The organism is Mumia spirodelae (assembly GCF_050632745.1).
GTDB lineage: Bacteria > Actinomycetota > Actinomycetes > Propionibacteriales > Nocardioidaceae > Mumia.
This window is the reverse complement of the sequence record NZ_JBODSD010000001.1, coordinates 775,186-801,703: the sequence shown is the minus strand read 5'-3', so window position 1 is coordinate 801,703 and position 26,518 is coordinate 775,186. Positions and strand designations below refer to the sequence as shown.

Sequence of the window (26,518 nt, the reverse complement as noted above, 5' to 3'; positions counted from 1 at the left end):
CGAGGAGAACCCATGACCCACGAGCGACTCCTGGTGACCGAGATGTCTGATCGTTCCTTCTCACGTTCCAACGCCGCGCAGGCCCGGCTGCACGCCCTGGTGCCGGGCGGGGCGCACACCTACGCCCGCGGCTCCGACCAGTGCCCCGAGCACATGACGCCGATCATCGACCACGGCTCCGGCGCCCGGGTGTACGACGTCGACGGCAACGAGTACGTCGAGTACGGGCAGGGCCTGCGGGCGATCACGCTCGGGTACGGCTACGCCCCGGTCGTCGACGCGGTCGTCGAGGCCGCGCGCGGTGGCGTGGGCTTCTCGCGTCCGAGCATCTGGGAGCTGCGAGCCGCCGAGCGCTTCCTCGAGCACGTCCCCGGCGCCGACATGGTGAAGTTCGCCAAGAACGGTTCCGACGCCACCACGGCCGCCATCAAGCTCGCCCGCGCCTCGACCGGTCGCGACATGGTCGCGGTCTGCGGCACCCAGCCCTTCTTCTCCGTCGACGACTGGTTCATCGGCACGACCGCGATGAGGGCGGGCATCCCTGCCGACGACCTCGAGCGCACCGTGAAGTTCCGCTACAACGACCTCGACTCCGTCCGGGCGCTCCTCGCCGAGCACCCCGGGCGCATCGCGGCGGTCATCCTCGAGCCGGCCACAGCGACCGCCGAGCCGGCGCCGGGGTTCCTCGAGGGGCTGCGCGCGCTCGCGGACGAGGACGGGTTCGTCCTGGTCTTCGACGAGATGATCACCGGCATGCGCTGGTCCTCCGGCGGCGGGCAGAAGGTCTACGGCGTGACGCCCGACCTGTCGACCTGGGGCAAGGCGCTGGCCAACGGCTTCAGCATCGCCGCCCTCGCCGGCAAGCGCGAGATCATGGAGCTGGGCGGCCTCAACACGGACAAGTCCCGCGTCTGGCTCCTGTCGACGACCCACGGCGGCGAGACCACCGGCCTGGCGGCCATGCTCGCGGTGTACGACGCGTACGCCGAGCGTGACGTGGTCGGCGTCATGGAGACCCAGGGCGAGAAGCTGCGCCAGGGGCTCATCGCCGCCGCCGCCGACCACGGGGTCGAGGAGCACATCCCGGTCCTGGGTCGCGCGACGTGCATGGTGTTCGGGACCAAGGACCACGAGGGCAACCCCTCGCAGCCGTTCCGCACCCTCTTCATCCAGGAGATGCTCCGCCGTGGGGTGCTCGCCCCCTCGCTCGTCATCTCCGCCGCCCACACCGACGACGACATCGCTCACACCGTGGAGGCGGCGCACGGCGCCATGGAGATCTACGCGAAGGCGCTCGCGGCGGGGACCACCGACGGTCTCCTCGTCGGGCGCCCCGTGGCTCCGGCCGTGCGCGAGCTCGCCGCTCCCCGTCGACTGGAGGTCCAGCCATGAAGGTCGTGCTGTTCTGCGGGGGTCTTGGCACCCGCATCCGCACCGACGGGAGCGCGCTCCCCAAGCCGATGACGCCCATCGGCAACCGGCCGATCCTGTGGCACATCATGCGCTACTACGCGCACTTCGGTCACACGGAGTTCATCCTCTGCCTCGGCTACGGGGCGAAGGCCGTGAAGGACTACTTCCTGCACTACGAGGAGACCGAGTCCAACGACTTCGTGCTCCGCAACGGCTGCAAGGAGGTCGAGCTGCTCGGCTCCGACATCAGCGACTGGACGATCACGTTCGTCGACACCGGCCACGAGACCGCGATCGGCGAGCGCCTCCGGCGCGTCCGCCAGCACCTCGGCGACGACGAGATGTTCCTCGCGAACTACGGCGACGGTCTCTCCGACGCCCCGATGAACGACCTGATCGCCACGCTCCCGGACCACCACGTCGGCAGCCTGCTGTCGGTGTCGCCGCAGGACTCCTTCCACGTGGTCGGCGCCGACGCCGACGGCAACCTCACCGGCCTCGTCGCGGTGGCCGACATGGACATGCGGATCAACGGCGGCTTCTTCGTGCTGCGCCAGGGGATCTTCGACTACCTCGACGAGGGCGACGACCTGGTGATGAACGGCTGTGTGCGCGCTGCGGAGGACGGGCGCTTCACCGCCAACCGGTACGACGGCTTCTGGGCGTGCATGGACACGGTCAAGGAGCGGATGCAGCTCGAGGAGCTCAACCGCACCGGCAACCCGCCGTGGGCCGTGTGGCGCAAGGAGTCGGAGCCCGCGCTCGGCGACGACGTCGCGCCAGTCGTCACGCTCGCACCGGCTCCGGTGCCGTGATCCCCCTCTCCCTCCCGGCAGGACCGCTCACCGTCGCGTGCGTCGCCGCACACCCCGACGACATCGAGATCGGGTGCGGCGGCACCCTGCTCACCCTGGCCGAGCGCGGGTCGGTGAGCGGCTCGTGGCTCACGATGACGGGCTCGCCCGAGCGTGTCGCCGAGGCCAGGGACGCAGCGGAGGCGTTCCTCCCCGGGGCGACGACCGTGTTCCACGACCTTCCCGACGGCCGGCTCCCCGAGCACTGGGGTGCGGTGAAGTCGGCGCTGCACGCGTTCGCCGAGGACGTGCCCACCCCTGACCTGGTGCTCGTCCCCCGGACCGACGACGCGCACCAGGACCACCGTCTGCTCGGCCGCCTCGCGCCGACGGTGTGGCGGGACGCGCTCGTGCTCCACTACGAGATCCCGAAGTGGGACGGCGACATCGGTCGCCCCAACACCTACGTCGCGGTCGCGGACGACCTCGCGCGACGCAAGTGCGAGCTGCTCGACGCGCACTACGTGTCGCAGAAGGACCGCGACTGGTGGGACGACGAGTACTTCCTCGGCTTCATGCGGGTCCGCGGCGTCGAGTGCCGCGCGCGCTACGCGGAGGCCTTCACGGTCGACAAGCTGAGCCTCGGCCTGGCAGCGGGCTGATGAGGCTCCGGCGACCCGGCCGCTGGGCGGTCGTCGCCCTGGCAGCCGTCCTCGTGCTGGCGGTGGGGGTCTACGCCGGTCTCCGGGTGTGGCACGTCTACCGCTTCGAGGGGCAGGCGATGCCGGTGCCCGGCGAGGTGCCGACGCTCGACTCCACCCCCGCGACGCCGCCGTCCGCTCCGCAGGCCGGGAGCGGCCCCTTCGTCGCGGGGGTGAGCGACGACGGCCGCTTCTTCGTCGACCACGGCGGCGACCCGGTCCTCGTGCAGGGCGACTCGCCGTGGTCGCTCCTCGCCGCCATGACGCTCCCCCAGGCCGAGGACTACTGGGAGCAGCGCGCGGGCGAGGGGGTCAACGCGGCGATCGTCTCGCTGGTCGGGGCGCGGACCAACGGCGGGAGCGAGAGCGGTGCCACCGTCGACGGCATCGTGCCGTTCCTCGGGGGGCTGCCGTTCAGCCCGGGCTCGGTCACCCGGCCGAACCCCGCGTACTTCGACCGTGCGCACGACGTCGTCGCAGCGGCCGCGGAGCAGGGGATCACGGTCTTCCTCTACGCCGTCGACGGGTGGACGATCGGGCACGCCTTCTCCCCGGACTCGGTCGGGCAGTGCGCAGCCTTCGGCCGGTACGTCGGGCGCACCTTCGCCGACCTGCCGAACGTGGTGTGGGCCGTCGGGGGCGACTACGCCCAGCAGGATCCTCCGTCGGACGTGGACCGCTGCTTCGACGCCGTCCGCGTCGGCCTGGCGTCGTCAGGCGACGACCGGCCGTTCAGCATCCAGTTCACCTCGCCGCTCACGACGTCGAGGGACAGTCCCTACTGGCGGACTCGCGTGGGCTGGAGCTTCGTCTACAGCTACGTCCCGACGTACGCCGGCGTGCTCGCCGCGTACGCGCAGACCCCGCCGATCCCCGCCGTCCTCGGCGAGTCGAACTACGAGGGGATGAACCTCCAGCCCGACACCCCTCCCACCACCGAGGAGTCGCTGCGCCGGCAGGTGCTGTGGGCCCTCACGTCGGGGGCGGCCGGCGACTTCTACGGCAGCGCCGACTGGGAGTTCCTGCCGGGCTGGGAGGACCGACTCGACCGGCCCGGACTGCGTCAGGTCGCCGTGGCCCGCGCCGCGATCGCCTCCCTGCGCTGGTGGGAGCTGGTCCCCGACACCCAGGACGCGTTCGTGACCTCCGGCCGGGGGACGCCGTTCACCCCCGACCAGCCACCGGTCGACGTGCTCGACGACGACTACGCGACGGCGGCGCGGACCAGCGACGGCCGCGAGGCGGTCGTCTACGTCCCGACCAGCCGCACGATCACCCTCGACCTGGCTCGGCTGTCCGGGCGGCCGGTCGCGGCGTGGGTCGACCCCACCGACGGCAGCCGCCACCCCGTGCCGCTGACGCCGTCCCTGACGACGCCGGGGCCGAATGCCGGCGGCGACGAGGACTGGCTCCTCGTCGTCGAGCAGGCGGCCGGCTGACATGGGTGGGAGCCGCGCCGCTGTCGGCGTCCGGTCAGCGCCGCAGCCCGAGGTCCTGAGGGAGCCGGACCACGTCGCCGGCGAACGTGCGCCACCCGGGTCGGGTCCAGTGCCAGAGGACCGCCGCGATGCAGCGAGCCTTGTCGCGGACCCCGATCGGCGCCCGCAGCACGGCACCGCACATCAGCGGCGTCGACCGCGAGTAGGGGAAGGCCATGCGCGGACGGCTCGGGTCGACCCAGGCGATCTCGCTCTCGCGCTTGCCTCCGGCACGGTCCTCGTGGACCCGGATGGCGAGCAGCTGCTCGGGGACCAGGATCGCCCTCCCCCGCAGCGCCAGCGCGAGCGGGAGCAGCATCTCGCCCGCCGGCGAGACCACGACACCACCGGCCTCGCGCGCGACGTCGGTGCGCATCAGACCGAACTGGACCTGCCCGACGACGCGCGAGAGGAGCGCTGCCACCCGGTCGTGGGCCTCGCCTGTCGCGATGTCCAGGTCGGCGTCGTCGTGCTCGCCGACACGTTCGCCGCCCTCGTCGATGAGGACGACCCGCGGGTACGCGACGACGGCGCGCGGACCGTCGTCCTCGAGCGCCTTCACGGAGCGCTCGAGGAGCTCCGGCGAGCAGACGTCGTCGTGGTAGGCCCACCGGAAGTACGGCGACCGGGTGGCGTCGAGGAGGTAGTTGGAGTTGTGGGCCCCGCCGATGTTCGTGTCGTGCCGGACGTAGCGGAACCGGTCGTCGGCGCGCGTGAAGTCGCGGGCGATCTCCTCCGTGCCGTCGGAGGAGGCGTTGTCGGCGACGATCACCTCGAAGTCGCCGAAGGTCTGGTCGCGCAGCGACGTCAGCGCCTCGGCGAGGTAGTCCTCCCCGTTGTAGACGGGGACGCCGACGGTGACCGGTGGTGCAGCCGTCATGTCACGAGTCCTCTCGTACGCGGTGCGGGCGAGGCACCGATCGCGGAGACCATCCGGTCGATCTCGGCGAGGACCGACCGGCGGGCCGCCTCGCCGTGGACGTCGAGGTCCGCCCGCAGCTCCGCGTGGCGCCGGGCGACCTCCATCGCGTGGTCGGCGACGGTCTGGGGGGTGAAGGCGTCGATCGGGATCAGGTGGTCCTCGAGCTGCGCCGCCCACAGGAGCTCGTCGTCCTTCTCGGCGTGGCTCAGCGCGATGACGCCGGTGCGCAGGTGGAGGCCCGCCAGCAGCACGTGGAACCGGCTGGCGACCACGACGGCGCACGGGGCGAGGGCGTCCACGAGCGACGAGAAGTCGGCGGTGGGGACGAAGTCGAGGTCGACCTGCGGGTCCCGCGCGGCGGCGAGCCGCAGGACCTCCTTGGTGGGCGCATGGTCACCGGCGTCGCCGACGACCAGCCGCACCCGCGCGCCCCGGTGGGAGAGCGCGACCGCGAGGTCGGCCATCCTCTCGAGGTAGTCAGGCCCGGCGACGTCGGCCGGCTGCAGGATCGCGGCCAGCGCCACGTCCGGGACCGCGTCGTCGACCGGCGGCAGCACGGGAGCGGGACGCGCCATCACGATGTCGTGCGTGACCGCGTCGGCGCGGGTGCCGAGGCCGCCGCGCGCCAGCGCGCGCCGCGTCAGGTCGTCGCGGTACGAGCGGTAGCCCGCGCCGCGCGCCGCCGCCGCGGCGACCCGCGCGGGGATCCGGCTGTCGTACGAGCTGCCGCCGACGGCGAACCACGCGAGTCGGACCCGTCGCAGCCGGCACGCGACCGACAGCAGGAGGAGCCAGACGATCACGCCGCCGGGGTTGCGCCCGCGCCGCGCCTCGAGGACGCCGGTCCCCGGCACGACGACGGCGTCGTACCGTCCGACCGCCCGCACGAGGTGGGCGAAGTCGCCGACCTTGCGGCGTACGCGGCTCACGGCACCGCGCACACCCGGTGGCGGCGGCGTCGGCCACGAGCGACCGATCGGCTCGGCGTCCATCCCGAGGACCCGGCGCGCCCCGTCGGCGTCGCGGGACATCAGCACCAGCCGGACGCCGGGGACGGAGCGGACGAGCGCGTCGACCATCACCCGGCACGACTCGTCGTTGCCGATGTTGCCGATGCCGAACTCGCCGAACAGCGCGACGAGCGGGCCGGCGTCCGCTCCCGCCGCGCGGTCGGGACCGCGCGGCGTCTCGTCGTGCCGCTGATCTGTCACGCGTCCCCCCGGTGGTGCGTCCCGTGCGTCATAGTGGCACGAGCAGGGGTACGCGCGACCGGGGTTTGACAAGGACGCCCGCCCTCCCCTCCGGGTAACCTTCGACCAGGCAGCGACATCGGGAGGAGTGCGCAGTGGGAGAGCCGGCGCTCCGAGCCGACGGCGGCCCGTCGACCCGACAGGGCGACGTTCCCCAGATCCTCGTGGTCTGCACCGCCAACCGCTGCCGGTCGCCGATCGCCGCGGCAGCACTGCGCCGCGAGCTGTCCGTGCTCGGACGACGCGCCGACGTCCGCTCCGCCGGCCTGATGCACAGCGGCGAGACGGTGCCGCGCGACGGCCAGGCCGTCGCGCGGTCCCACGGCATGGAGCTCGCCGACCACCGCAGCACGCGCATCGACAACCACCTCATCGGCGAGGCCGACCTCGTGGTCGCCCTCGCGAGGGAGCACGCGCGCGAGATCGTCGCCCGGACTCCGGGGGCGTGGCCGCGGACGTTCACCCTCAAACAGCTCGTCCGCTGGCTCGAGGACGCGTCCGTCCCGCGCCACGCGGACCTCGGCCCGTGGCTCGACACCGTCGGCGCCGACCGCCCGCGGACCGTGCTCATCGGCGCCAGCGACGAGGACGACGTGCCGGACCCGATCGGCCGCTCCGTCGACGTGTGGGAGTCGGTCGTGTCCCAGATCGAGGAAGAGGTCGCGGTGGTCGCCCGGCGGCTCGCGCCCCTGCTGCCGGCCGCTGCCGAGAGCACCCGGACGACCTGGTCATAGTGGCCATGGCGACCGCGTTCGCGCGGTATCGTCGATGCTCGGTCCCGGAAGGCGCAGCGCCCGCTCCGCCCGGTCCGGGAGCACGTCACGAGCACGCGAGGAGGCCGTCATGGGCTGGCTGCCGGCACCGTCGCTGCGCGTCGAGCCGTGGGGGTCGGCTTGACCTCGTTCCTCGACCGCGTCGGAGCCCCGCTGGACCGTCGTCTCGGTGAGCGACCAGGGGCCTGGCGGCAGCGCATCGGTCTCGGTCCCTTCCTCGGCCTGTGCCTCCTGGCGCTGGTGGCGGGCGTGGTGGGCGTGCTGGTCGTCGACAACCGCCCGTACGCGATCCTCGTGGCGGTCACCGTGCTCGCGCTCGGTGCGGCCGCGATCGATCTCGGCATCGTGTGCGCGATCGCGGTCCCGGCATCCCTCGTCATGCTGCGCGTCGGCGGCTTCCTGAGCGTCGCGGACGTCGTCCTCGCGGGGGCGACGGTCGTCGCGATGGTGCTGATGTCGGCACGCGAGGCGCAACCGATGCAGCCGCTGGTGTGGCTCGCGGTCCTCTACCAGGCGATGCTCGTGCCGACGTTGATCCTCAACCCCTACACGGCCAACTACGTCGAGTGGGTGCACGAGGCCGTGCTCATCATCGGCAGCCTCATGGTCGGCTGGGTCGTGGGACGCCGCGGAGCCGCGCGCCTGGCGCTCAACATCTACCAGCTGGTGTGCTGCGGGATCGGGATCGCGGCGGTCGTCGCGGCGTTCGCGATCTTCGCGCGAACGGGCGAGTTCGGCGCGGTCTACCTGCCGTACATGCACAAGAACTTCATCGGCAACGCGCTCGCGTTCTCGTTCGTGATCGCCTACGCGCGGCCGGTGTGGATCGGCTGGAGCCGCTCGACGGCCGTGACGATGATGGCGATCTCCGCCGCCGGCATCGCCGCGTCGCAGGCCCGCCAGGCGATCATCGCCACCGTCATCGGCGCGGCCGTCGTGAACCTGCGTCCGAGGGTCCAGTCCGGCACGCGCTCGCGGCTGATCTGGTTCGCCGCCATCCCGGCGGTGGTGTTCGTCGTCAACGCCGTCAACGCCCAGCTGCAGTCCGGCAACGAGTGGAACTCCGCCAACCAGCGGATCATCTGGTTCCGGCAGTCGATCGACATCTGGCAGGAGTCGCCGATCTTCGGCGTCGGGCTGCGCTGGTGGTACACCGACCGGTTCAACGCCAACTTCCAGCCCCCGAACGCCGAGTTCGAGATGCTGACGTCCGGCGGGGTCGTGGGCCTGCTCGGGTTCCTCGTGCTGTTCCTCGGCGCCACGTGGGTGCTCGCGAGGATGGACCCGATCTACGGCACGGTCGCGCTCGCGGTCGTCATCACGCGGTTCACGCAGGGGCAGTTCGACCTCTACTGGGTCGCCGGCCAGTCCTCGTTCCTCTGGATCGTGGCCGGCATCGCCTACGGGGTCCAGGCCCGCGACAAGGCGCTCGGCACGACGTACGACCTTCCCAGACGCACGGTCTCCCCGTGGCGTCCTCCCCGCCACGGCACGCCGCTCCCCAAGGTGGTCCGATGAAGATCGCGATGTCGTCGTTCCGCTTCAACCTCACCGGGGGGATCGAGCGGTCGTCGTACGAGGTGGCGCGGGGGCTGGTCGCCGACGGCCACGACGTCACCCTGGTCGCGTCGGACGTGACGCCCTCGCCGGTCGGCATGCACTGGCAGTACGTCCGGGCGCCGATCGGGCCGTCGTGGAGCGTCCCCGTCACCTACCCGCGCGCGGCCAGCCGCGCGCTGCGGCCCGGTGACTTCGACGTCGTCCACAACCAGGGCGGCTGCGCGCTCCTGGAGCAGGACGTGATCACCGCGCACAGCTGCCACCGCGCCTGGTGGGAGATGAAGCGCCGCAACGGCGAGATCGCCCGCGCCTACCTCAACCCGCTCCACCACGCGGTGCTGTGGACCGAGGGGCGCAACTACCGGCCCGGGGCGTACCGGCACGTGATCGCGGTGTCCCACGGCGTCGGCCGGGAGGTGCGCGACCACTACGGCGTGCCCGAGGACCGGATCACGGTCGTCCCCAACGGCGTCGACCTCGACGCGTTCGCACGGTCGGACTCGGAGGAGGCGCGGGCCCGGACGCGAGCGCGCTACGGCTTCGGCTCCGACGACGTCGCGGTCCTCTTCGTCGGCAAGGAGTTCCGGCGCAAGGGGCTCGCCCCGCTCGTCGCCGCCCTCCCGTCGCTGCCGCCCGAGGCACGCCTCCTGGTGGTCGGCGGCGACGACCAGGTGCCGTACCGCAGGCTCGCCCAGGAGCACGGCGTCGGGGACCGGGTCGTGTTCGTGGGCCACACCGACGCCGTGCAGGACTGCTTCGCCGCCGCTGACGTCTTCGCACTCCCGACCCTGTACGAGGCGTTCGCGCTGGTCTCGCTGGAGGCGGCGGCGGCGGGACTGCCGCTGGTGACCACCAAGGTCAACGGCACCGAGGACTTCGTCCGCCCCGGGGCCAACGGCATGCTCGTCGAGCGCGACCCCGCCTCGCTCGCGTCCGCGCTGACCCCGCTGGTCGCGGACCGGCACCTGCGCCGTCGGCTCGGCGAGCAGGCCCGCGTCGACGTCCTGGACTACTCCTGGACGGCGGTGGCGCGCCGGACGGCCGAGGTCTACGCGCACGTCGCGGAGGAGAAGCGGGCCGAGCAGGGCCGCCGCTGAAGCCCGGACGCGGCAATCGCCGAAACCGGCCCGCGGGACCCGACCGGCAACTAGCCTTGAGCCGTGCCTGACACCGCCATCTCCGTGTCCGGGCTTTCCAAGGACTACCGGATCGCCCGCACGCGCGAGCACCACTCGACCGCCGCCGAGGCGGCCCTCGCGCGCCTGCGCCATCCGCTGGAGCGTGCGCACTACGACGTCTTCCCGGCGCTGGACGACCTGACCTTCGACATCGGCTGGGGAGAGGCGGTCGGCGTCATCGGGCGCAACGGCGCGGGCAAGTCGACGCTGCTCAAGATCCTCACCCGGATCACCGCCCCCACCCGCGGACGGATCGAGCTCGGCGGCCGCGTCGGCAGCCTCCTGGAGGTCGGGACGGGCTTCCACCCGGAGCTGACCGGTCGCGAGAACGTCTACCTCAACGGGACGCTCCTCGGGATGCGCAAGAAGGAGATCTCGCGCCGCTTCGAGGAGATCGTCGACTTCGCCGGCGTCGAGCAGTTCCTGGACACCCCGGTCAAGCGCTACTCGTCCGGGATGTACATCCGGCTGGCCTTCGCCGTCGCCGCGCACCTCGAGACCGAGATCCTCGCCGTCGACGAGGTCCTCGCGGTCGGCGACGCGGAGTTCCAGCAGAAGTGCCTGGGCAAGATGCGCGAGGTCGCGCGGTCCGGCCGCACCGTGCTGCTCGTGAGCCACCAGGTGCAGACGGTGATGAGCCTGTGCACCTCGGCGATCTACCTCCAGAACGGCCGCCTCCTCGAGCACGGCCCGGTCTCGGCCGCGATGGAGCACTACAAGCGCAGCTTCGAGCAGAGCGCGATGACGGCGGTCGAGGCCGCTCGACGCTCGGGCTCGGGCGAGCTGCGGTTCTCCAACGCCCGGATGACCCAGGAGGTCGTCGAGCCGGCGGAGGAGAAGGTCGTCGAGTTCACCGTCGGCGCCAACCCCGACTTCGTCGGCACCTACTTCGTCTCCGCGGAGCTCAAGAACAGCGACGGGACGACGGTCCTGCAGTGCGACTCGCGCCTGCTCAACTTCTGGCTGGACGCCAAGGAGGACGTCCGCGGCACCTTGCGGATCGGCAGCCCGTGGCTCAAGCCCGACAGCTACACGGTCGACCTCTTCCTCTGCAAGAACGGCGTCATCGACGCCTGGGAGGGGGCGTGCGCCTTCCAGGTGATGCCGATCCTCCCCTACCCGGAGGCGACCAGCGACGACGGAACCCAGCTAGGAGTGGTCTTCGGTGACTTCTCGTACAAGCGGGGTTGACCACCCGCGCGGCCAGCGCATCGTCATCACGCCGCCCGGGCGCTGGCGGCTCCCGCCGGTGCGCGAGCTGTGGGAGGCACGCGAGGTCCTGACGCGGTTCGGCGCCCGCGACGTCACGCTGCGCTACCGCCAGACCGGCCTCGGCGTCGCCTGGGTGATCCTCCAGCCGCTGCTGGGCGCGGGGGTGTTCGCCATCGTCTTCGGCGGGGTCGCCGGGCTGCCCAGCGACGGCGTGCCGTACTTCGTGATGAGCTTCGCGGGCATGCTGGCCTGGACGGCGTTCAACGGTGTCGTGGGCCGCGCGTCCGGCTCGCTGGTCGCCAACCAGGCGCTGGTGTCGAAGGTCTACTTCCCGCGGATCCTCGTCCCGCTGTCGTCGGTGTACTCGGTCCTCGTCGACTTCGTCGTGGGTCTGGCGTTCTTCGGCGTGCTGATGGTCGTGTACGGCATCACGCCCGGCTGGCCGCTGCTGCTCCTGCCGGTGTGGTTGCTGCTCCTGCTGATGATGGCCTCCGGGATCGGCCTGGTCGCGAGCGCGCTCATGGTGAAGTACCGCGACGTCGCGTACGTCCTCCCGGTGATCCTGCAGACGCTGCTCTACGCCAGCCCCGTCGCGTACACGCTGGCGGCGGTGCCGGAGAAGTGGCAGGTGTGGTTCAACCTCAACCCGCTCACCTGGATCCTCCAGGAGTTCCGCTGGTCGCTGCTCGGCAACGACGCGCCCGACCTGTGGCAGATCGTGGCCAGCGTGGTCGCCGCGGTGGTCATCTTCGTCGGCGGCGCCCTGATCTTCGAGCAGTGGGAGCGCGGCTTCGCCGACGTGATCTGAGCGGCGTCAGCCCGGCAGCCCGTTGCGGGCCCGCGCGGCGCGGTCCGGTGCGCCCGGCACGCGCGCGAAGCGCAGGAGCTTGCGCTGCGGGCCTCGCCGGACCGGGGTCCCGAGGACGGCCCGCAGCGGGTGTTCGCGGCTGTCGCGCCACCGCGCGATGACAGGGCCCCAGGGGAAGTCGTGCGCGTGACCGCTCGACCGGGACTTGGCGTCCATGTGCGCGTCGCTGCGCACCCAGCTGAAGTGGATCAGGGCCTGGTCGGGCCGCACGACGCGGTGCACCGGAGCGTCCTTGGGGTGAGACGGGTCGGTGTTGCGGGGCTTGAAGTCGACCCGGTAGAGCGCGACGTCCGCCTGCCGGCAGTGCACGAGCGGCGTCCCCGCACGCACGGCGACAGGGCCCGGGTAGTCGGCGGCGACCGCCCACGTACGACGGCACAGCTCCAGGTAGAGCGACCCCCGCAGGTGCTGGTAGAGCAGCCGGGCGGGGTACTCGACACCGTCGAACCCCCCGGCGTCCGCCGCCTCGATCGCGCGCACCAGCTCGTCGGGGTCGGCCAGGACCTCGTCGGTGTCGAGCTGCACGACCCAGTCCGCACCGATGCTGGCGCGGGCGAGGGCGTCGTTGCGCTGGGCCGTGTCGCTGTCGAGGGGCGCCCGGCCGGGCACGTAGTAGGAGCCCGGGGCGTAGTCGAGCTTGCCGTCGACGTCGATGCTCTTGAGGCGGGCCAGGCACTCCTCCACGGCGATCGGGGTGCCCGTCCACGAGGTCCCCGTCTCGTCGTACGACACCACGATGCGGTCGACGTGGTCGTAGTACGACAGGACGCTCTCCTCGATCCAGCTCGGGTCGGCGGCGAGCACGTACGCCGTGAGACGGAGCCGATCTTCTGCCATGCGTCTGCCGCCTTCCGTGGTCGCGTCGAGTGCTCCAGAAGGGGCCCTCGCCCCCGGGGCGGCGGGATCGTCCGAACCGTCCGCGCGCCGCACCTCCGTGTGCAAGAGTAGTCACGCCTCCGACCTCCGGACGGCACTTCTGCACATCTCTCGGAGGGACTCGCCCGTGACCCGCGCGCCGCTGACCGTCGCGCTCTTCGGCGAGTTCGGGACCGAGAACCTCGGCAACGACGGCAGCCTCGCGGTGACCCTCGAGGAGCTGCGACGGCGTCTGCCCGACGCGACGTTCCACGTCGTGTGCGTGCACCCCGAGCCGGTCGCGGCTCGCTTCGGGGTCCGTGCCACGTCGGTCTCCGGGCCTCGGCTCAAGGAGCGCGGCGCCCGCCGTCCCGGCACGCTCCTCAACCGGGTCGGGAGCAAGCTGGTCGACCCGCTCTGGGTGGCCTGGACCCTGCGCACCTGCGACGCCGTGGTCCTCCCCGGCACCGGCATCCTGGAGGACAGCGACAGCCTCAAGCCGTGGAGCACGCCGTGGATGGTCGCCGGCGCGGCGGCGGGCGCACGGTTCCACCGCCTCCCTCTCGCGTACGTCGGGGTGGGCGTGTCTCCGGCCGTGACGCGCGTGAAGCGGCGGCTGTTCCGCTTCGCGCTGCGCTCGGCGACCTTCCGCACCTACCGCGACGACTACTCCCGCGATGCCGCGCACGCCATGGGGGTCGACACGACCGGCGACGCGGTGCAGCCCGACGTCTGCTTCGTGCTCGATCCTCCGCCTGCGCACCTGTCCTCGGGCGCCGCCCGGGTCGGCCTCGGCGTCATGGACTGGAACGGCGAGAGCTCCGACCCGGGCCAGCAGGAGCGCGACCGGGTCGCGTACGAGGACGCGATGACCACCATCGCCCTTCAGACCGCGGAGCGGGGCCACGACATCACGCTGCTGATCGGCGAGTCGCGCGACGCCCGGGTCGCCGACCTGGTCCGCGACCGCGTGACGGACAAGCTCCCCGAGGCCCGGGTCCGCGTCCAGCTCGCCGGCACCCTGGAGGACCTCCTCGAGGAGATGCGCGGGCTCGACGCGGTGGTCGCGACCCGCTTCCACAACGTCGTCTGCGCACTGCGCTCCGCCGTCCCGACGGTCGCCCTGTCGTACGCCCCCAAGACCCGTGCCCTCATGCGGGCCGTCGGACGCGAGCAGGACTGCCTCGACGTCGACGCCCTCGACCCGCAGGCGGTGCTGACCCGCCTGGAGTCCGTGCTGGCCGACCGGGAGGCGGCCCGGGCCGCGACCGGGGCCGCGGTCGCGGACTACCCTCGTACGGTCGCCTTGCACCTCGACCGGCTCGTCGAGCACCTGGTCGAGAGCGGGGCGGCACGACGCCGACGTGGCAGGAGGCTCGCACGCACGTGACCGGACAACCCCTCGTCTCCGTCGGCATCCCGGTCTACAACGGCGCGCGGTTCCTGCCGGCGACGCTCGACGCCCTGCTCGCGCAGACGCTCACCGACCTCGAGATCGTGATCTCCGACAACGGCTCGCAGGACGCGACCGAGGAGGTCTGCCGCGCCTACGCGGCACGCGACCCCCGGATCGTCTACCGGCGGGTCGAGGTCAACCAGGGCATGGGCTGGAACTACAACCGGACGCTCGAGCTCGCCAGCGCACCGCTGTTCATGTGGAACCCGGCCGACGACCTCGCCAAGCCGGGCTACCTGGAGGCCTGCGTCGACGCGCTGCGGCGGCGGCCCGACGCCGTGCTCGCCTTCTCCGACGTGGAGGTCGTCGACGAGGACGGTGCGCTGATCGAGTCGCTCTCGGCCCTCGGTGACGACGGCTCCGACCCGGACGAGAGCGTGCGGATCCGGAGCTTCCTCGAGGCCGAGGCGTGGGACGTGGTCTACGGCGTGACCCGCACGGACGTCCTGCGCGCGGTGGGCGGAATGCCCCCGATGGTCGGCGACGACGTGGTCCTCGGCGTCGACCTGCTGGCCCGCGCCCCGTTCGTCCACGTCGACGGCTCGCTCTTCCAGCGGCGCCAGCACCCCGAGCAGAGCTCCGCCCAGCACGACCCGACGGCGGGCCAGATCCAGCAGGACCCCACCGCCGACCCGTGGTTCGCCCTCTCGCAGTGGCAGATCAACGTCGAGCTCTACCGTCGGGTCGTCCGCGCCCCGCTCCCCTGGCGTCGTCGGCTCGCGGTGGCCCGGGCCGTGTTCGGAGGCTGGACCTACCCCACCCGACGTCGGCTCGCGGGGGACCTCCGCCGCAGCGTCCGCACGGTCGCACGGCGCGCCCGCCGCACGCTGTCACGACGAGGCTGACCGCCCGGCCAGCGCGCGGTCCCAGGCCGTGGTCACTGCCTCGGCCGTCCGCTCCAGCGTGAATCGCTCCTGGGCGCTGGCCCGAGCCCGCGCGGCGGCTGCCGCGGCGTCCACCGGGTGGTCGAGGACCCAGCGGACCGCCGTTGCGAGGGCGTCGACGTCGGCCGGCGGGACCAGCTGGCCGAGCGGGGTCCGGCGGACGCTCCGGTCGGTCACGACGTCGGTGTCACCGGAGCCGGCCGGGTCCAGGATCTCCACCACGCCCCCCGCCGCCGTCGCCACCACCGGGATCCCGACCGCCATCGCCTCCACCACGACCTGGCCGAACGGCTCGGGCACCGGCGACGCGTGGACGAGCAGGTCGAGGGTCCGCAGGGTCTGCGAGGGGTCCGCGAGCCAGCCGGTGAACGCCACGTGGTCGGTGAGCCCGCGCTCGGCGACGTACGCCCGCAGCTCCGCCTCGTACGCGCCTTCGGCGAAGAGCGCGGCCCCCACGACGACGAACCGGGCCTCGGGGTGCGACGCGACGACCTGCGCGGCCGCGTCGACGAACTCGCGCTGACCCTTCGTCGGGCTGATCCGGCCGACGATCCCGACCACCGGGTCGCCGGACGACGGCTCGTCCCGTGGGGCGAACGCCGGCGCGGGCAGGCCCGGGTAGGCGACGACCACGCGGTCGGCCGGGATCGGGCCGAGGCTGCGCAGGGTCGCCTGCGAGTTCACGACCACCTGCCGTGGCGCACGGCGGGCGAGGCCGCGCAGCACCCGGGCGACGGGTCCCGGCAGGTAGTCCTCGCTGAGGCGGTCGTGGAGGTGCCAGACCCACGGCGTCCGCGCCAGGGTGGCCGCGGTCCCGCCGATCAAGGCCGCCTTCAGGGAGTTGGCGACCACGAGGTCGGCGCGCTCGCGGCGCAGCGCCCGGGCGAGCCCGACCGTGAAGGCGGCCGCGCGCCCGGCGGCCTGCGCGGCACGCCACGGCGACCGCGTCACCGCGGTCCGCTCGAGCGTCGCCGTGGCCGGGTCGAGCGGTCGCACCTCGACCGCGGTGCCGGCGTCCCTCAGACGCTCCACCAGGGGTCCGTCCGCGAACAGCAGCACGGACACCTCGTACCGGTCGCCGTCGAGCGCCGGGAGCAGCCTGCTCAGCGCGATCTCGGCGCCGCCGAGCGCGGCGGTGTGGTCGAGCACGACGACGCGCACGGTCGGCCTCCTCACCCGTCGACGCACCACGGCTCCCCAGGCTAGTGATGCCTGTCGCGTCGGGTGGGCGGACTTGCCGATTCCCCGTCGGCGGCCTCCGTGCTCGGCTAGCGTGGTTCAGCGAACCGCGCGCTGAGACGAGGAGCAGGAGGGCCATGAGCGAGCTGACCGCGCGGCCTGTCGCGTTCTACCTGCCGCAGTTCCACCCGATCCCCGAGAACGACGAGTGGTGGGGCCCCGGTTTCACCGAGTGGACCAACACGGCCAAAGCGCGCCCCCGCTTCCCGGGTCACGACCAGCCCCACCTGCCGGCCGACCTCGGGTTCTACGACCTCCGGCTCCCGGAGGCGCGCGAGGCGCAGAGCGCGCTCGCCGAGCAGTACGGCGTCGAGGCGTTCTGCTACTGGCACTACTGGTTCGGCGCCGGGCAGCGCATCCTCGAGCGGCCGTTCGCCGAGGTGGTCGCGAGCGGCTCGCCGTCGGTGTCCTTCTGCCTCGGCTGGGCCAACCAGTCGTGGACGGGCGTCTGGCACGACGCCGCCGACCGTGTGCTCCGCGAGCAGCGCTACCTCGGCGCGGAGGACGACCAGGCGCACTTCGACGCGATCGTGGCCGCGTTCCGCGACGACCGCTACCTGCGGGTGGACGGGCGCCCCGTCTTCTACGTCTTCCGTCCCGAGGAGCTGCCGGACGCGGCGGCCTTCGTGGACCGGTGGCAGAAGATGGCCCGCGACGCAGGGCTCGACGGCCTCTACCTCGTCGCCGAGGTGAGCGACCTCCTCGGCACCGGACCGCGCTACCGCGCCGTCGAGGCGGACGGGTTCGACGCCGGCGTCTACGTCCGGCTCCCCGCCCGCCGCACCCGCGCGACGCTCGCCCGGATGCGCGTCCTGCGCAAGCTCGGCGGGCCCGAGGTCTACCCGTACGCGGTGGAGCCGTCCCTGTGGGACCCGGTCCACGCCGAGCGCTGGCTCCAGCCCAGCGTCTACCCCAACTGGGACAACACGCCTCGGTCGGGCCGTCGTGGCCTCGTGCTGACCGGGTCGTCGCCGGAGCGCTTCGAGGAGAACGTCCGTACGGCGGCCGCGACGCTCACCGACCGCCGTCCCGACGAGCGCCTGCTGTGGATCAAGTCGTGGAACGAGTGGGCCGAGGGCAACTACCTCGAGCCCGACCTCGAGCACGGCCATGGCTGGCTGGCGGCGCTGCGCGCCGGGTTGACGCCGCAGGGTCCCGGCCATGGGTGAGGCGCCGCTGCGGATCGCGATGATCTCGTACTACCTCCCGAGCGGCAGCAAGATCGGCGTCGGCTACCAGGTCCACGAGATCGCCAACGAGCTTGTGCGGCGGGGTCACCACGTCGACGTGTTCAGCGAGTGCCCCCCGGTCGACGGGGCGCTGTACGGCCACCAGCACGTCGCGATCTCCGGCGCGCTGCGGACCTTCCGCTTCGCGACGCGCCTGCGCCGGACGGACTTCCGGGGCTACGACGTGCTGCACGCCCACGGTGACGACTACTGGCTCTGGCGCCGACGGGTACGCCGCCACGTCCGCACCATCCACGGCTCGTGCTTCGAGGAGGCGCTGCGCATCCGCGGGCTGAAGGAGCGCACCCGCATGGTCCTGCTCGGCCTCAGCGAGGTGCTCGCGAGCCTGGTCGCCGACGTACCGGTCGTCGTCTCGCCGCGGACGCGGCGGTGGACGCCGTGGGTGCGCGAGGTCGTCCCCAACGGCGTCGACGCCACGCGCTTCCGCCCGTCCGACGCCGACCGCGCGGTCGACCCGACCATCCTGTTCGTCGGGACGTGGGGCGGGCGCAAGCGCGGGCAGGCGCTCGCCGAGGCCTTCGTCGCCGACGTCCTGCCGCGGGTGCCGCAGGCACGCCTGCTCATGGTGTGCCGCGATGCGCCCCACGATCCCGGTCCGGGGATCGAGGTCCTCGGCGAGGTCAGCGACGCCGACCTCATCGCCGCGTACCAGCGGGCGTGGATCTTCTGCCTGCCCTCGGACTACGAGGGCTTCGGCATCCCGTACGCCGAGGCGATGGCCTGCGGGCTCCCTGTGGTGGCGACGCCGAACATCGGCGCCACGTACGTCACCGACGGCGGCCGCGCCGGCGTCCTCAGCCCGCTGCCCGCGATCGGCGGAGCGCTCGCCGACCTGCTGCAGGACGAGGGAGCGCGCCGCGACTGGGCCAAGCGCGGGCTCGAGCGCGCGTCGGAGTTCACGCTCGCCTCGGTCGTCGACCGGTACGAGGCGCTCTACCGCTGACCCGAGACGACGCCCTCGCGCTCGCGCGGGCTCGTCGTGAGGAAGCACGTGAGGCACGCGAGCCAGACCGATGCGGAGAGCGCGATGTTCTGGAGGACGTCGTCGAACACGCCCGGCTCCATCGTCTGCTCCACGCCCAGCAGCGCCAGGCACACCAGCGCGGCCACGCCGACGGCGGTCCACGACCAGGCGGGCCAGCCGCGCGGCCCGTCCACCCCGAAGACGGCGACCGTCACGGTGGCGACCACCGCGACGACCAGCACCGCACCGACGACGTCGCTCGGCCGGTGGGCGTAGGAGACCACCGACGCATAACCGCCGACCGCCGCCACGGTCGCGAGCACCACGCTCAGCCGTGCCGTCCTCGCGCTGGGCGGCGCCAGGACGACCGCGGCGACCAGCAGCGCCGTCAGGCCGGCCGCGTGCCCGCTGGGGAAGGTGTTGTCGAGGTAGCCGTTGTCCCCCAGGTACGGGCGGTCGAGCACGGCCTTGAGGGCGCGCGCCGCGACGAAGGAGGCCCCGACGATCACGACAGCGGCGGCGACGTCGCGTGAGCGGCCGCGGCGCAGGGCGGCGACCGCCATCACGACGACGACCACGAGCGCCAGCAGCGGCGCGACCTCGCGCAGCGCACCGGCAGGGTCGACCCCGACCGTGTCGAACCGGGCCACGCCGGTGAACGCGCTCGCGTCGACGACCTGGCCCTCGCCGGTCAGCACGGCGCCCCCGTAGAGAGCGGCGAGCACTCCCACGAGCCCGAGCACGCGGCGACCGACGACGGCGGGCGTCATGTCCGTCGGAGCTCCTCGTCCACGACCTCCCTCAGACGCGCCACGAACCGCTGCTCGGAGAAGTCGTCCGCGTGCCGCACGAGCTTCGCCGTGTCCCACGTCGACTCCGCGTGCCGGGTGACGGCGTCGGCGACCGCGTCCGGCGTCGGCGCGTCGAAGAAGAGCCCCGTGGTCCCGTCCACGACGGTGTCGAGGAACCCGCCGTCGCGCAGCGCGAGCGTCGGGCGGCCGAACGTCGCCGCCTCGAGCGGCGACAGCCCGTAGTCCTCGTACGACGCCGCGACCAGGGCGTCGCAGTGACGGTAGAGCCAGCGCAGCTCCGCGTCCTCCACCCGGCCCACGAGGTGGATGCGTGCCGACCCGCGCGCGATCCCTTCGAGCCGCGTGCGGTCGGGTCCCTCGCCGACCACCACGAGATCGACGCCGCCGGCACGCTTGACGGCCTCCACGACCACGTCGACGTTCTTGTAGGGCAGGAGGCGCGCGACGCACAGGAGGTAGGGGCGCCCGATGCCGGGCACCGCACGCTCGTCCCCGGCCGGCATCAGGGCGGGAGGAGGAGGCACGACCTCGGCGTCGATGCCGTACGCGTCGCGGACCGCCCGTCGCACCACCGTCGAGTTGACGAGGTAGCGGTCGGCGGAGTGCGCCGCCTCCTGGTCCCACGCGCGCAGCCGCGGGGTCAGCGACGCCAGCGCGGTCCTGGCGACGGAGCGACGCGCGCGCTGGACCAGCGGGACGCTGTCGTCGGCACCGAGGTAGCGCTGCGCCTGGTAGAGCCAGCGCGCCGGCGCATGGCAGTAGACGACCTTGCGCCCCGAGCAGGGGATCCCGTGCGCCCACCCGCTCGAGCTCGCCAGGAGCACGTCGGCGTCGACGTGCATCCGCGAGACGGTCCGGGCGAGGAACGGCAGCGCTGCCCGGTGGTGGTGGCGCAGGACGGACCACCGGTCGAGCCGCGACGGGCGCACGTCGATCGCCGCGATCTCGGGGAAGGTCCCGTCGGGGTCGTACAACGTCGTGTACATCGGCGCGGCCGGGAAGGCCCGAGCCATGACCTCGGCGACACGCTCCGCCCCGCCGCGCTGCGTCAGGTAGTCGTGTGCGAGTGCGATCTCCATGGTGCTTCTCACGCTATCCGCCACGCAGCCCGCCCGGACCCGATTGGCCGCATCGCCCCGGTCAGACCACCGTGGCGTCCACCACGGCCCGCAGGTAGGCCGCGCGGGCAGCGGTGTCGGGCACGTCCTCCTGCAACGGACGCGAGGGGCGACCGTCCCGGGCATCGAACGCCTGCTCCTCGGCGCGGAGCGTCCGCCGCGACGCGATCGCGCTCGTCACGCTGCGGACCACGCCACGGCGCGCTGCGCCGTACAGGGTGCCACCCAGGTGGTCGTCGCCCGGCAGGCCCGGGAAGGGGCGCCGTCGGTCGCGGCTGCGGGCCACCCGCGCCCACGCCGACCGGTCGGCGCGCGCCAGGCCGGCAGGGAACGGGACGGTGAGCCCGAGGACCTCGTCGGTACGACGCAGGACCAGGGCCACGGGGAGCTCGGCGTGGGCGTCGCGGGCGCGCGCGGCAAGGGCGTCGGCGTCGAACCCCGCTGCGTCCATCGCGTACCGCACGTCGGCGAGCCAGACCAGCCTGCTCACCCCTGAGTGAGCCGCGTGGAAGGCGAGGTGGAGGACGGTGTCGGTCGCGTCGAGGGTGGGCACGGCGAGCCCAGGGACCGGCTCGACGACGCGTGAGCGGCGGAGGAGCCCGGCGACGTCGGTGCGGAAGTCGCGACGCAGCTGCTGCGGGACCGCGATGTCCCAGTGCAGGTCGAGCGCCGTCCCGTACGGAGCGCGCATCGCCACCTCGGCGCGCATCGCCTCGCGCATCAGCGGCCAGTTGCGGTCGACCAGGGTGCACCCGACGTCCTCGAGCACCTTCATCGCGTCCGCGAACGCGGTCCGGTCGACCACGACGTCCAGGTCGTAGTACTCCCGCATGTCCGGGCGGGGCCACACGAGGTCGCTGAGGACGGGGCCCTTCACGGCGACCCACGCGATCCCGGCCGACGTCAGCGCGTCCCCGAGCGTCCGCAGGTCCTCGCGCGCCCGCAGGTGGCGCATGAGCTGCTCGTGCCGCACGTGCTGGAGCGCGGCCCATCGCCCGGCGTCCGGACGCGCCGCGAGCACCGAGGCGACGGCCGGCGTCACCCGGTGCATGTGCGAGGCCACCGCCACGTCGCGGAGCTCGGGCAGGTCGAGGTCCCACGGCTGCTGGGTCCGGTCGGCACCAGAGACCGCGTCCACGAGAAGCTGCGCGAGAGGGCGCAGAGGCGTCCTGGTCATCACCGGCACCGTAGTGCAGGGGGCGGGCGACTTGGGGTGGAACGACGGATTTCACCGCCCGACCACCCGTGCGACGCCTACGATCAGTCCATGCCGGCAGCCGTCGACACGGTCGCGCTCGCGACCAGCGCGAAGAACCAGCAGAAGTCGCTGCGGCGTCTGCTCGACCTCGTGCGCCGCAGCACCCGCATGGTCCTGCGCTCGGCCCGTGTCCCGTTCTACTGCCTCGTCGCCCTGCAGGTCGTCGGCGCGGCCGCGCTCGCTGCCCAGGTCGTCGTCGTGAAGGCGACCCTCGACGCCATCCTCGAGGTGGCGAGCACCGACTCCGGCACCGGTGACCTCGTCCTCGTCGTCAGCGCGCTCGCCGCGCTCACGGCGCTCACGGCGGTCGTCGGCTCGCTCCAGGGCTCGCTCGGCCGTTTCGTCGGCGAGTCCGTCGCCGCGCGCATGTGGCACCGCGTCCTCGACGTCGCGACCGGCGTGAACCTCCGGCGGTTCGAGTCGTCGGCGTTCTTCGACCGTCTCCAGCGGGTCCAGGCCAGTGCCCTCACGCGTCCGTACCAGGTCACGCAGGGCGTGATCACGGCCGCCGGCGCGACCGCCGCGAGCATCGGGCTCGCCGTCGCGATCGTCGCGCTGCACCCGGCCCTCCTCCCGCTCCTGGTCGTCGGAGGCCTTCCGCTGCTGCTCACGAGCCGACGGGAGAGCCGGCTCGAGTTCGACTTCATGGTGGCGCAGACGCCGCGGACGAGGATGCGCACCTACCTCACCGTGCTCCAGACCGGTCGGGACGAGGCCAAGGAGGTCCGTGCGTACGGGCTCGCCCCGAACCTGCGCGGACGCTTCGACCGCATCTACGGGCTCTACCTGCGCGACCTCGCCCGGCACCTGCGCCGACGCGGGCTGCTCAACCTGCTCGGCAACCTCGGCTCTGCGGTCGTCCTCGCGCTCACGCTGCTCGTCCTGGTGTGGCTCATCGGCCGCGGGCGGATCAGCGTCGCCGAGGCCGGAGCCGCGATCGTCGCGATCCGCATGCTCGCGGGCCAGGTGCAGGCGGTCTTCAGCGGCGTGCAGGCGATCTTCGAGTCGGGCCTCTTCCTCGACGACCTCGACGGGTTCGTCGCGCTCGGCGCCGCGGAGGACGAGGCGCAGAACGCCGGACGCGCCGAGGCGCCCCCGTTCACCGGGCTCGCCGTCCGCGACGTCTCCTTCACCTACCCCGGTCGCGAGCGGCCCGCCGTCGACGGCGTCTCGCTCGACATCGCCCCGGGCGAGGTCGTCGCGCTGGTCGGCGAGAACGGGTCCGGCAAGACCACGCTCGCGAAGCTCGTCGCCGCGCTGTACGAGCCTGCGGACGGCACCGTCTGGTGGGACGACGTCGACGCGCGGACCCTGCGACCCGACCGCCTGCGGCGCCAGATCGCGGTGATCTTCCAGGACTTCGTCAAGTACGCGTTCAGCGCCGAGGACAACATCGCCCTCGGCCGCGCCGACGACCCGGTCGACCCGGAGGCGGTGCGCGAGGCAGCGCGGACCTCGGGCGCCGAGCAGTTCCTGGCCGCGCTGCCGGAGGGGTTCCAGACACCGCTGAACCGCATCTTCGCCGGTGGTCACGACCTCTCGGGAGGGCAGTGGCAGCGGGTGGCGCTCGCGCGAGCGTTCTACCGGGACGCCGCGCTCATCGTCCTCGACGAGCCGACCTCGGCGCTCGACCCGCGCGCCGAGCACGAGCTCTTCGTGTCGCTGCGGGCGGTGCTCGCCGGCCGCAGCGCGTTGTTCATCTCCCACCGCTTCTCCACCGTCCGCCAGGCCGACCGCATCTACGTGCTCGAGGACGGGCGCGTGATCGAGCACGGCTCGCACGACGAGCTGATGGCGCTGGGCGGGCACTACGCCGAGCTCTTCCGGCTGCAGGCCGAGGCCTACGCGCTCAGTGCGGACTGACCTCGTCCGCGTGCTCGGCGACCGCCGCGCGCACGAGCGCGGCGACCTCCGGGGGGAACGGCGGCCCCCAGGGGATCTGGGCGTGCAGGACCGGGACGGAACGCGCGAGCGCGGCGGCGTGGGCGAATCCCTGCTGCACGCGCACGGGATCGCGCCAGCCCAGGAGCCGGGGGAAGTTGAGGAGCGCGAACGTGGCCTCGCGCTCGCCGACCCGGTCCACCCGCGCCGGCGTGCCGTCGCGGGTCGGGGTCGGGATGACGAGCGCGGCGAGCGGTAGCCCGTCCTGCGCGTCGTCGGGGAGCGAGACGATCTCGCGGCCATCGACGCTGGTCCGGCGTACCGCCTGACCGAGCTCGCTCGAGAGCGCGTCGGCACCCTTGCGCAGCCGCAGCTCGGTCGCCCCGAGGCGCGCCCGCGGCACCGTGTCCAGGTGGTCGACCCGCAGGACGTCGTCGGTGATCAGCCGCCCCCCGTCGCGGCACAGCAGCGTGGCCATCGTCGACTTCCCTCGACCCGACTGCCCGACGAAGCCGATCGCGCGGTCCCCGACGTCGACCGCGCTCGCGTGCAGCACGGGAAGCCCGCGCAGATAGAGCTCGAGCGCCAGGAGCGCCCCGGTCACGAGCACCGATCCGATGTCGTCGCCACCCTCGGCAGGGTGGTACGACACGTCGCGCAGGTCGGCGGAGATCCGGAAGTCGCACGAGCCGAGTACGCGGAACAGGTAGCCGTCACCGTCGCGGACCAACGCGTATCCGAACTCGTCCACGCGGAATTGCAGGAGCAGCTCACCCTCCGGTTCGGCGGCCTTCGGCACCGGCTCGCCGAGGCGGACCACGACGTCGGGGCTCGCCCCGGCCGGCGCGGGGCGGTCCTGGTGGAGCGGCACCTCGGAGTCGACCACGAGGCCGTACAGCGCGTAGCGGTCGGTCACGACGACCCCACCTGCCGCATGACCTCGAAGGTCGCGACCGCCTCCGGCTCGAGGCTGCGCGCGCCGATCTCGAGCCACGCGTGGGCCCGGATCTCGCCGTCGACCTTGCGCACACCGAGCACGACGCGGGGATCGTGACGGCGCAGCTCGTGACCGAACACGAGGGACTGACGCAGGCAGGTGTCGTGGAAGGGCCCACGACGCAGGACGCGCGCCGCGAGGTCGAGGTTCCGCCGCTCGCGCGGCTCGAGCACCGACGCGTCGAAGGGGTCCGACGACGCGACGCCGTGCTGGTCGACCGAGAGCCCGAGGGACGAGGCGAGGCGCGGCAGCCGCCACCACCGCAGCCCGGTCTCGACGTACGCGGCGAGCAGCGTCAGCCGGACGAGCGCGAGGACGTCGCGCGGGCGCACCGAGCGTACGAGGCGCATCATCGCTCTTCCCCTCCGTCCCCGGCCGGGCGGCGGTCGCCCCGCTGTGCGGCGACCCACGCGACCTGCAGCAGATGGTATGTCGCCTGGTTCTGCCTCGGCTCGAGCCACTGCGCCCGCAGGGCCTCCGCGTCCACGTAGCGGGGATCGATCCCGGACCCGGTCCAGCGCTCCGCGAAGGCGCGCTCCTCCTCGCCCCAGCGGGCGGAGTTGAACCACGCCTTCGTACGCCGGCTCAGGACCGCGTCCGGCAGCACGTCGGAGAAGAGGCGACGCATCACGTCGGTCCGTCCGGCGTAGCCCCACCGGCCGCCTGCGGACGCGAGCGCATCGAGGAAGCCGCGGTCCGTGAACGGGTGCGAGAGCGCGACGCCGTGCTCGGCGGCGCTGGAGGCGAGGTTGACGAGCGGCACGGTCTCCGCCCTCGACGTGTACATCCGACGCGTCTGCCGGTCCCAACCCCACGGTTCGCGGACGAACGCGGTCCATGCGTCGCGGTGCGCCTCCACGGCCTCGCCCCGCAGCCAGGACGGCGGAGGTTGACGGCGGACCTGCCGCGCGGCGGGCGCGAGGGACGCCGCGATCTCGCCGAGGAGAGCGCGGTCCGGTCGCCGGTGGTGCTTGAGCAGGAGAGCGAGCGGGGTGATCCGTCGCGGCAGGAAGGCCTGGTCGCCGCCCTCGCCGGTGAGCAGCCGAGCGCCGTCCGGCAGCGGCGAGAAGAAGGGCTCCTGGCTCTGGACCGAGGCGGGCCACAGCGCGCCGTGGCGCAGCAGCGCTCCCCGTGCCCGCGCGCCGAGGACCCGGACGTCGTCGTCGAGGTCGAGGACGATGCGCTCACCGATGCCGAGGTGGTCGAGGACGAGGTCCTGCCACGGCTCCTCGTACGCGTCGGGGTGCTGCTCGCGCGGGTAGCGTCCGATGACCGGCACCGGGTCGTCGGCCCCCGTACGGCGTGCCACGGCCGTCGCGACGGCGAGCAGGGCCGAGGAGTCGCGCCCGCCCGAGAAGAGGACGAAGCAGCGCCCGCGTCCGAGCACCTCGGTGAGGAGGCCCTCCAGGACCTCCCGGGGGCCGGCGGATCCCGCGGGGTGAGCGTGCCCGGCGCGTGCCGACCGTCCCCGGGGCATCGCGATCGCGGTCTCCAGCGGGTCGAGGCGCTCGGGAGCGAGCGGCTCGACGGACGGCGGACGATCCGGGACGAAGGAGGTCATGGTGCAGACGAGGTCGGTGCGCGTCGATCGAGGTCGGTGCCGGAGCAGCACGAGGGGAACAAGCCACGAAGGCTTGTTCCCCTCGCCACGCAGC

The 26,518-nt window shown here is 73.1% G+C and carries 24 protein-coding genes; 14 read left to right on the top strand and 10 right to left on the bottom strand.

Features of this window, described 5'->3' with window-relative positions; all coding sequences use genetic code 11:
- Positions 1-12: 12 nt before the first annotated feature.
- From ACQSSQ_RS03980 to ACQSSQ_RS03965, 4 genes are read left to right on the top strand one after another with little or no spacing between them, the layout of a single operon-like run.
- Positions 13-1,392, top strand: a complete 1,380-nt coding sequence (locus tag ACQSSQ_RS03980; protein ID WP_431325736.1) for a glutamate-1-semialdehyde 2,1-aminomutase — start codon at positions 13-15, stop codon at positions 1,390-1,392.
- Positions 1,389-2,228: a glycosyltransferase family protein gene (locus ACQSSQ_RS03975; RefSeq protein WP_431325735.1), complete on the top strand. Its 840-nt coding sequence runs from the start codon at positions 1,389-1,391 to the stop codon at positions 2,226-2,228. Before ACQSSQ_RS03980 ends, ACQSSQ_RS03975 begins: the two co-directional genes overlap by 4 nt.
- Positions 2,225-2,869: a PIG-L deacetylase family protein gene (locus ACQSSQ_RS03970; protein ID WP_431325734.1), complete on the top strand. Its 645-nt coding sequence runs from the start codon at positions 2,225-2,227 to the stop codon at positions 2,867-2,869. The genes ACQSSQ_RS03975 and ACQSSQ_RS03970 overlap by 4 nt, the downstream gene beginning before the upstream one ends.
- Positions 2,869-4,347, top strand: coding sequence for an apiosidase-like domain-containing protein (locus tag ACQSSQ_RS03965; protein WP_431325733.1), 1,479 nt, complete (start codon positions 2,869-2,871; stop codon positions 4,345-4,347). The genes ACQSSQ_RS03970 and ACQSSQ_RS03965 overlap by 1 nt, the downstream gene beginning before the upstream one ends.
- Positions 4,348-4,381: 34 nt before the next feature.
- Here ACQSSQ_RS03965 and ACQSSQ_RS03960 read toward each other — a convergent pair whose 3' ends face one another.
- Complete coding sequence (locus ACQSSQ_RS03960; RefSeq protein WP_431325732.1) at positions 4,382-5,266, bottom strand: glycosyltransferase family 2 protein; 885 nt, start codon at positions 5,264-5,266, stop codon at positions 4,382-4,384.
- On the bottom strand, positions 5,263-6,519 hold the full coding sequence (locus ACQSSQ_RS03955; protein ID WP_431325731.1) for a polysaccharide pyruvyl transferase family protein: 1,257 nt from the start codon (positions 6,517-6,519) through the stop codon (positions 5,263-5,265). The genes ACQSSQ_RS03960 and ACQSSQ_RS03955 overlap by 4 nt, the downstream gene beginning before the upstream one ends.
- 134 nt (positions 6,520-6,653) lie before the next feature.
- Here ACQSSQ_RS03955 and ACQSSQ_RS03950 point away from each other — a divergent pair, with 134 nt between their 5' ends.
- From ACQSSQ_RS03950 to ACQSSQ_RS03930, 5 genes are all read left to right on the top strand, one after another.
- Complete coding sequence (locus ACQSSQ_RS03950; protein ID WP_431325730.1) at positions 6,654-7,292, top strand: arsenate reductase/protein-tyrosine-phosphatase family protein; 639 nt, start codon at positions 6,654-6,656, stop codon at positions 7,290-7,292.
- Between the two features lie 159 nt (positions 7,293-7,451).
- Entirely contained in the window at positions 7,452-8,849 is a 1,398-nt protein-coding gene (locus ACQSSQ_RS03945) for an O-antigen ligase family protein (protein ID WP_431325729.1), read from the top strand.
- On the top strand, positions 8,846-9,988 hold the full coding sequence (locus ACQSSQ_RS03940) for a glycosyltransferase family 4 protein (protein ID WP_431325728.1): 1,143 nt from the start codon (positions 8,846-8,848) through the stop codon (positions 9,986-9,988). Before ACQSSQ_RS03945 ends, ACQSSQ_RS03940 begins: the two co-directional genes overlap by 4 nt.
- Positions 9,989-10,051: 63 nt before the next feature.
- Positions 10,052-11,260, top strand: coding sequence for an ABC transporter ATP-binding protein (locus ACQSSQ_RS03935; protein ID WP_431325727.1), 1,209 nt, complete (start codon positions 10,052-10,054; stop codon positions 11,258-11,260).
- Positions 11,235-12,089, top strand: a complete 855-nt coding sequence (locus tag ACQSSQ_RS03930) for an ABC transporter permease (protein WP_431325726.1) — start codon at positions 11,235-11,237, stop codon at positions 12,087-12,089. The genes ACQSSQ_RS03935 and ACQSSQ_RS03930 overlap by 26 nt, the downstream gene beginning before the upstream one ends.
- Before the next feature lie 6 nt (positions 12,090-12,095).
- Here the strand turns inward: ACQSSQ_RS03930 and ACQSSQ_RS03925 are convergent, their stop codons facing one another.
- Positions 12,096-12,986 carry a glycosyltransferase family protein gene (locus ACQSSQ_RS03925; protein ID WP_431325725.1) on the bottom strand — a complete coding sequence of 297 codons (891 nt, stop codon included), beginning with the start codon at positions 12,984-12,986 and terminating at the stop codon, positions 12,096-12,098.
- A gap of 166 nt (positions 12,987-13,152) precedes the next feature.
- Between ACQSSQ_RS03925 and ACQSSQ_RS03920 the strand changes: the two genes are divergently transcribed.
- Positions 13,153-14,394 carry a polysaccharide pyruvyl transferase family protein gene (locus ACQSSQ_RS03920; protein WP_431325724.1) on the top strand — a complete coding sequence of 414 codons (1,242 nt, stop codon included), beginning with the start codon at positions 13,153-13,155 and terminating at the stop codon, positions 14,392-14,394.
- The gene (locus tag ACQSSQ_RS03915; RefSeq protein WP_431325723.1) at positions 14,391-15,305 is read left to right on the top strand and encodes a glycosyltransferase family 2 protein; all 915 of its coding nucleotides are present in this window, start codon (positions 14,391-14,393) and stop codon (positions 15,303-15,305) included. Before ACQSSQ_RS03920 ends, ACQSSQ_RS03915 begins: the two co-directional genes overlap by 4 nt.
- On the opposite strand, the gene ACQSSQ_RS03910 is transcribed toward ACQSSQ_RS03915, so the two are convergent.
- Entirely contained in the window at positions 15,291-16,505 is a 1,215-nt protein-coding gene (locus ACQSSQ_RS03910; protein ID WP_431325722.1) for a glycosyltransferase, read from the bottom strand. The two genes, ACQSSQ_RS03915 and ACQSSQ_RS03910, sit on opposite strands and share 15 nt — an antisense overlap.
- A gap of 155 nt (positions 16,506-16,660) precedes the next feature.
- Here ACQSSQ_RS03910 and ACQSSQ_RS03905 point away from each other — a divergent pair, with 155 nt between their 5' ends.
- Positions 16,661-17,752: a glycoside hydrolase family 99-like domain-containing protein gene (locus ACQSSQ_RS03905; RefSeq protein WP_431325721.1), complete on the top strand. Its 1,092-nt coding sequence runs from the start codon at positions 16,661-16,663 to the stop codon at positions 17,750-17,752.
- On the top strand, positions 17,745-18,776 hold the full coding sequence (locus ACQSSQ_RS03900) for a glycosyltransferase family 4 protein (RefSeq protein ID WP_431325720.1): 1,032 nt from the start codon (positions 17,745-17,747) through the stop codon (positions 18,774-18,776). The genes ACQSSQ_RS03905 and ACQSSQ_RS03900 overlap by 8 nt, the downstream gene beginning before the upstream one ends.
- Here the strand turns inward: ACQSSQ_RS03900 and ACQSSQ_RS03895 are convergent.
- The 3 genes from ACQSSQ_RS03895 to ACQSSQ_RS03885 form a co-directional block, all read right to left on the bottom strand.
- Entirely contained in the window at positions 18,767-19,567 is an 801-nt protein-coding gene (locus tag ACQSSQ_RS03895) for a phosphatase PAP2 family protein (RefSeq protein ID WP_431325719.1), read from the bottom strand. The genes ACQSSQ_RS03900 and ACQSSQ_RS03895 overlap by 10 nt on opposite strands.
- Positions 19,564-20,688 (bottom strand): glycosyltransferase, encoded by a 1,125-nt coding sequence (locus ACQSSQ_RS03890; RefSeq protein ID WP_431325718.1) that lies wholly within the window; start codon positions 20,686-20,688, stop codon positions 19,564-19,566. The genes ACQSSQ_RS03895 and ACQSSQ_RS03890 overlap by 4 nt, the downstream gene beginning before the upstream one ends.
- Before the next feature lie 61 nt (positions 20,689-20,749).
- The gene (locus tag ACQSSQ_RS03885) at positions 20,750-21,904 is read right to left on the bottom strand and encodes a nucleotidyltransferase family protein (RefSeq protein WP_431325717.1); all 1,155 of its coding nucleotides are present in this window, start codon (positions 21,902-21,904) and stop codon (positions 20,750-20,752) included.
- 90 nt (positions 21,905-21,994) lie between these two features.
- Between ACQSSQ_RS03885 and ACQSSQ_RS03880 the strand changes: the two genes are divergently transcribed.
- Positions 21,995-23,848, top strand: a complete 1,854-nt coding sequence (locus tag ACQSSQ_RS03880; protein WP_431325716.1) for an ABC transporter ATP-binding protein — start codon at positions 21,995-21,997, stop codon at positions 23,846-23,848.
- Here ACQSSQ_RS03880 and ACQSSQ_RS03875 read toward each other — a convergent pair.
- The 3 genes from ACQSSQ_RS03875 to ACQSSQ_RS03865 are packed head-to-tail and all read right to left on the bottom strand — an operon-like array spanning position 23,835 to position 26,424.
- Complete coding sequence (locus ACQSSQ_RS03875; RefSeq protein ID WP_431325715.1) at positions 23,835-24,782, bottom strand: hypothetical protein; 948 nt, start codon at positions 24,780-24,782, stop codon at positions 23,835-23,837. The genes ACQSSQ_RS03880 and ACQSSQ_RS03875 overlap by 14 nt on opposite strands.
- A complete protein-coding gene (locus ACQSSQ_RS03870) occupies positions 24,779-25,216 on the bottom strand; it encodes a lasso peptide biosynthesis B2 protein (RefSeq protein WP_431325714.1) in 438 nt (145 codons plus the stop codon). Before ACQSSQ_RS03870 ends, ACQSSQ_RS03875 begins: the two co-directional genes overlap by 4 nt.
- Positions 25,213-26,424: an asparagine synthase-related protein gene (locus ACQSSQ_RS03865; protein WP_431325713.1), complete on the bottom strand. Its 1,212-nt coding sequence runs from the start codon at positions 26,422-26,424 to the stop codon at positions 25,213-25,215. The genes ACQSSQ_RS03870 and ACQSSQ_RS03865 overlap by 4 nt, the downstream gene beginning before the upstream one ends.
- Positions 26,425-26,518 lie beyond the last annotated feature (94 nt).

Coding starts and splice junctions, on each gene's coding strand:
- ACQSSQ_RS03980 (WP_431325736.1), top strand. CDS start 13: ATGACCCACGAGCGACTCCTGGTGACCGAGATGTCTGATCGTTCCTTC.
- ACQSSQ_RS03975 (WP_431325735.1), top strand. CDS start 1,389: ATGAAGGTCGTGCTGTTCTGCGGGGGTCTTGGCACCCGCATCCGCACC.
- ACQSSQ_RS03965 (WP_431325733.1), top strand. CDS start 2,869: ATGAGGCTCCGGCGACCCGGCCGCTGGGCGGTCGTCGCCCTGGCAGCC.
- ACQSSQ_RS03960 (WP_431325732.1), bottom strand. CDS start 5,266: ATGACGGCTGCACCACCGGTCACCGTCGGCGTCCCCGTCTACAACGGG.
- ACQSSQ_RS03940 (WP_431325728.1), top strand. CDS start 8,846: ATGAAGATCGCGATGTCGTCGTTCCGCTTCAACCTCACCGGGGGGATC.
- ACQSSQ_RS03925 (WP_431325725.1), bottom strand. CDS start 12,986: ATGGCAGAAGATCGGCTCCGTCTCACGGCGTACGTGCTCGCCGCCGAC.
- ACQSSQ_RS03905 (WP_431325721.1), top strand. CDS start 16,661: ATGAGCGAGCTGACCGCGCGGCCTGTCGCGTTCTACCTGCCGCAGTTC.
- ACQSSQ_RS03900 (WP_431325720.1), top strand. CDS start 17,745: ATGGGTGAGGCGCCGCTGCGGATCGCGATGATCTCGTACTACCTCCCG.
- ACQSSQ_RS03895 (WP_431325719.1), bottom strand. CDS start 19,567: ATGACGCCCGCCGTCGTCGGTCGCCGCGTGCTCGGGCTCGTGGGAGTG.
- ACQSSQ_RS03890 (WP_431325718.1), bottom strand. CDS start 20,688: ATGGAGATCGCACTCGCACACGACTACCTGACGCAGCGCGGCGGGGCG.
- ACQSSQ_RS03885 (WP_431325717.1), bottom strand. CDS start 21,904: ATGACCAGGACGCCTCTGCGCCCTCTCGCGCAGCTTCTCGTGGACGCG.
- ACQSSQ_RS03880 (WP_431325716.1), top strand. CDS start 21,995: ATGCCGGCAGCCGTCGACACGGTCGCGCTCGCGACCAGCGCGAAGAAC.
- ACQSSQ_RS03870 (WP_431325714.1), bottom strand. CDS start 25,216: ATGATGCGCCTCGTACGCTCGGTGCGCCCGCGCGACGTCCTCGCGCTC.
- ACQSSQ_RS03865 (WP_431325713.1), bottom strand. CDS start 26,424: ATGACCTCCTTCGTCCCGGATCGTCCGCCGTCCGTCGAGCCGCTCGCT.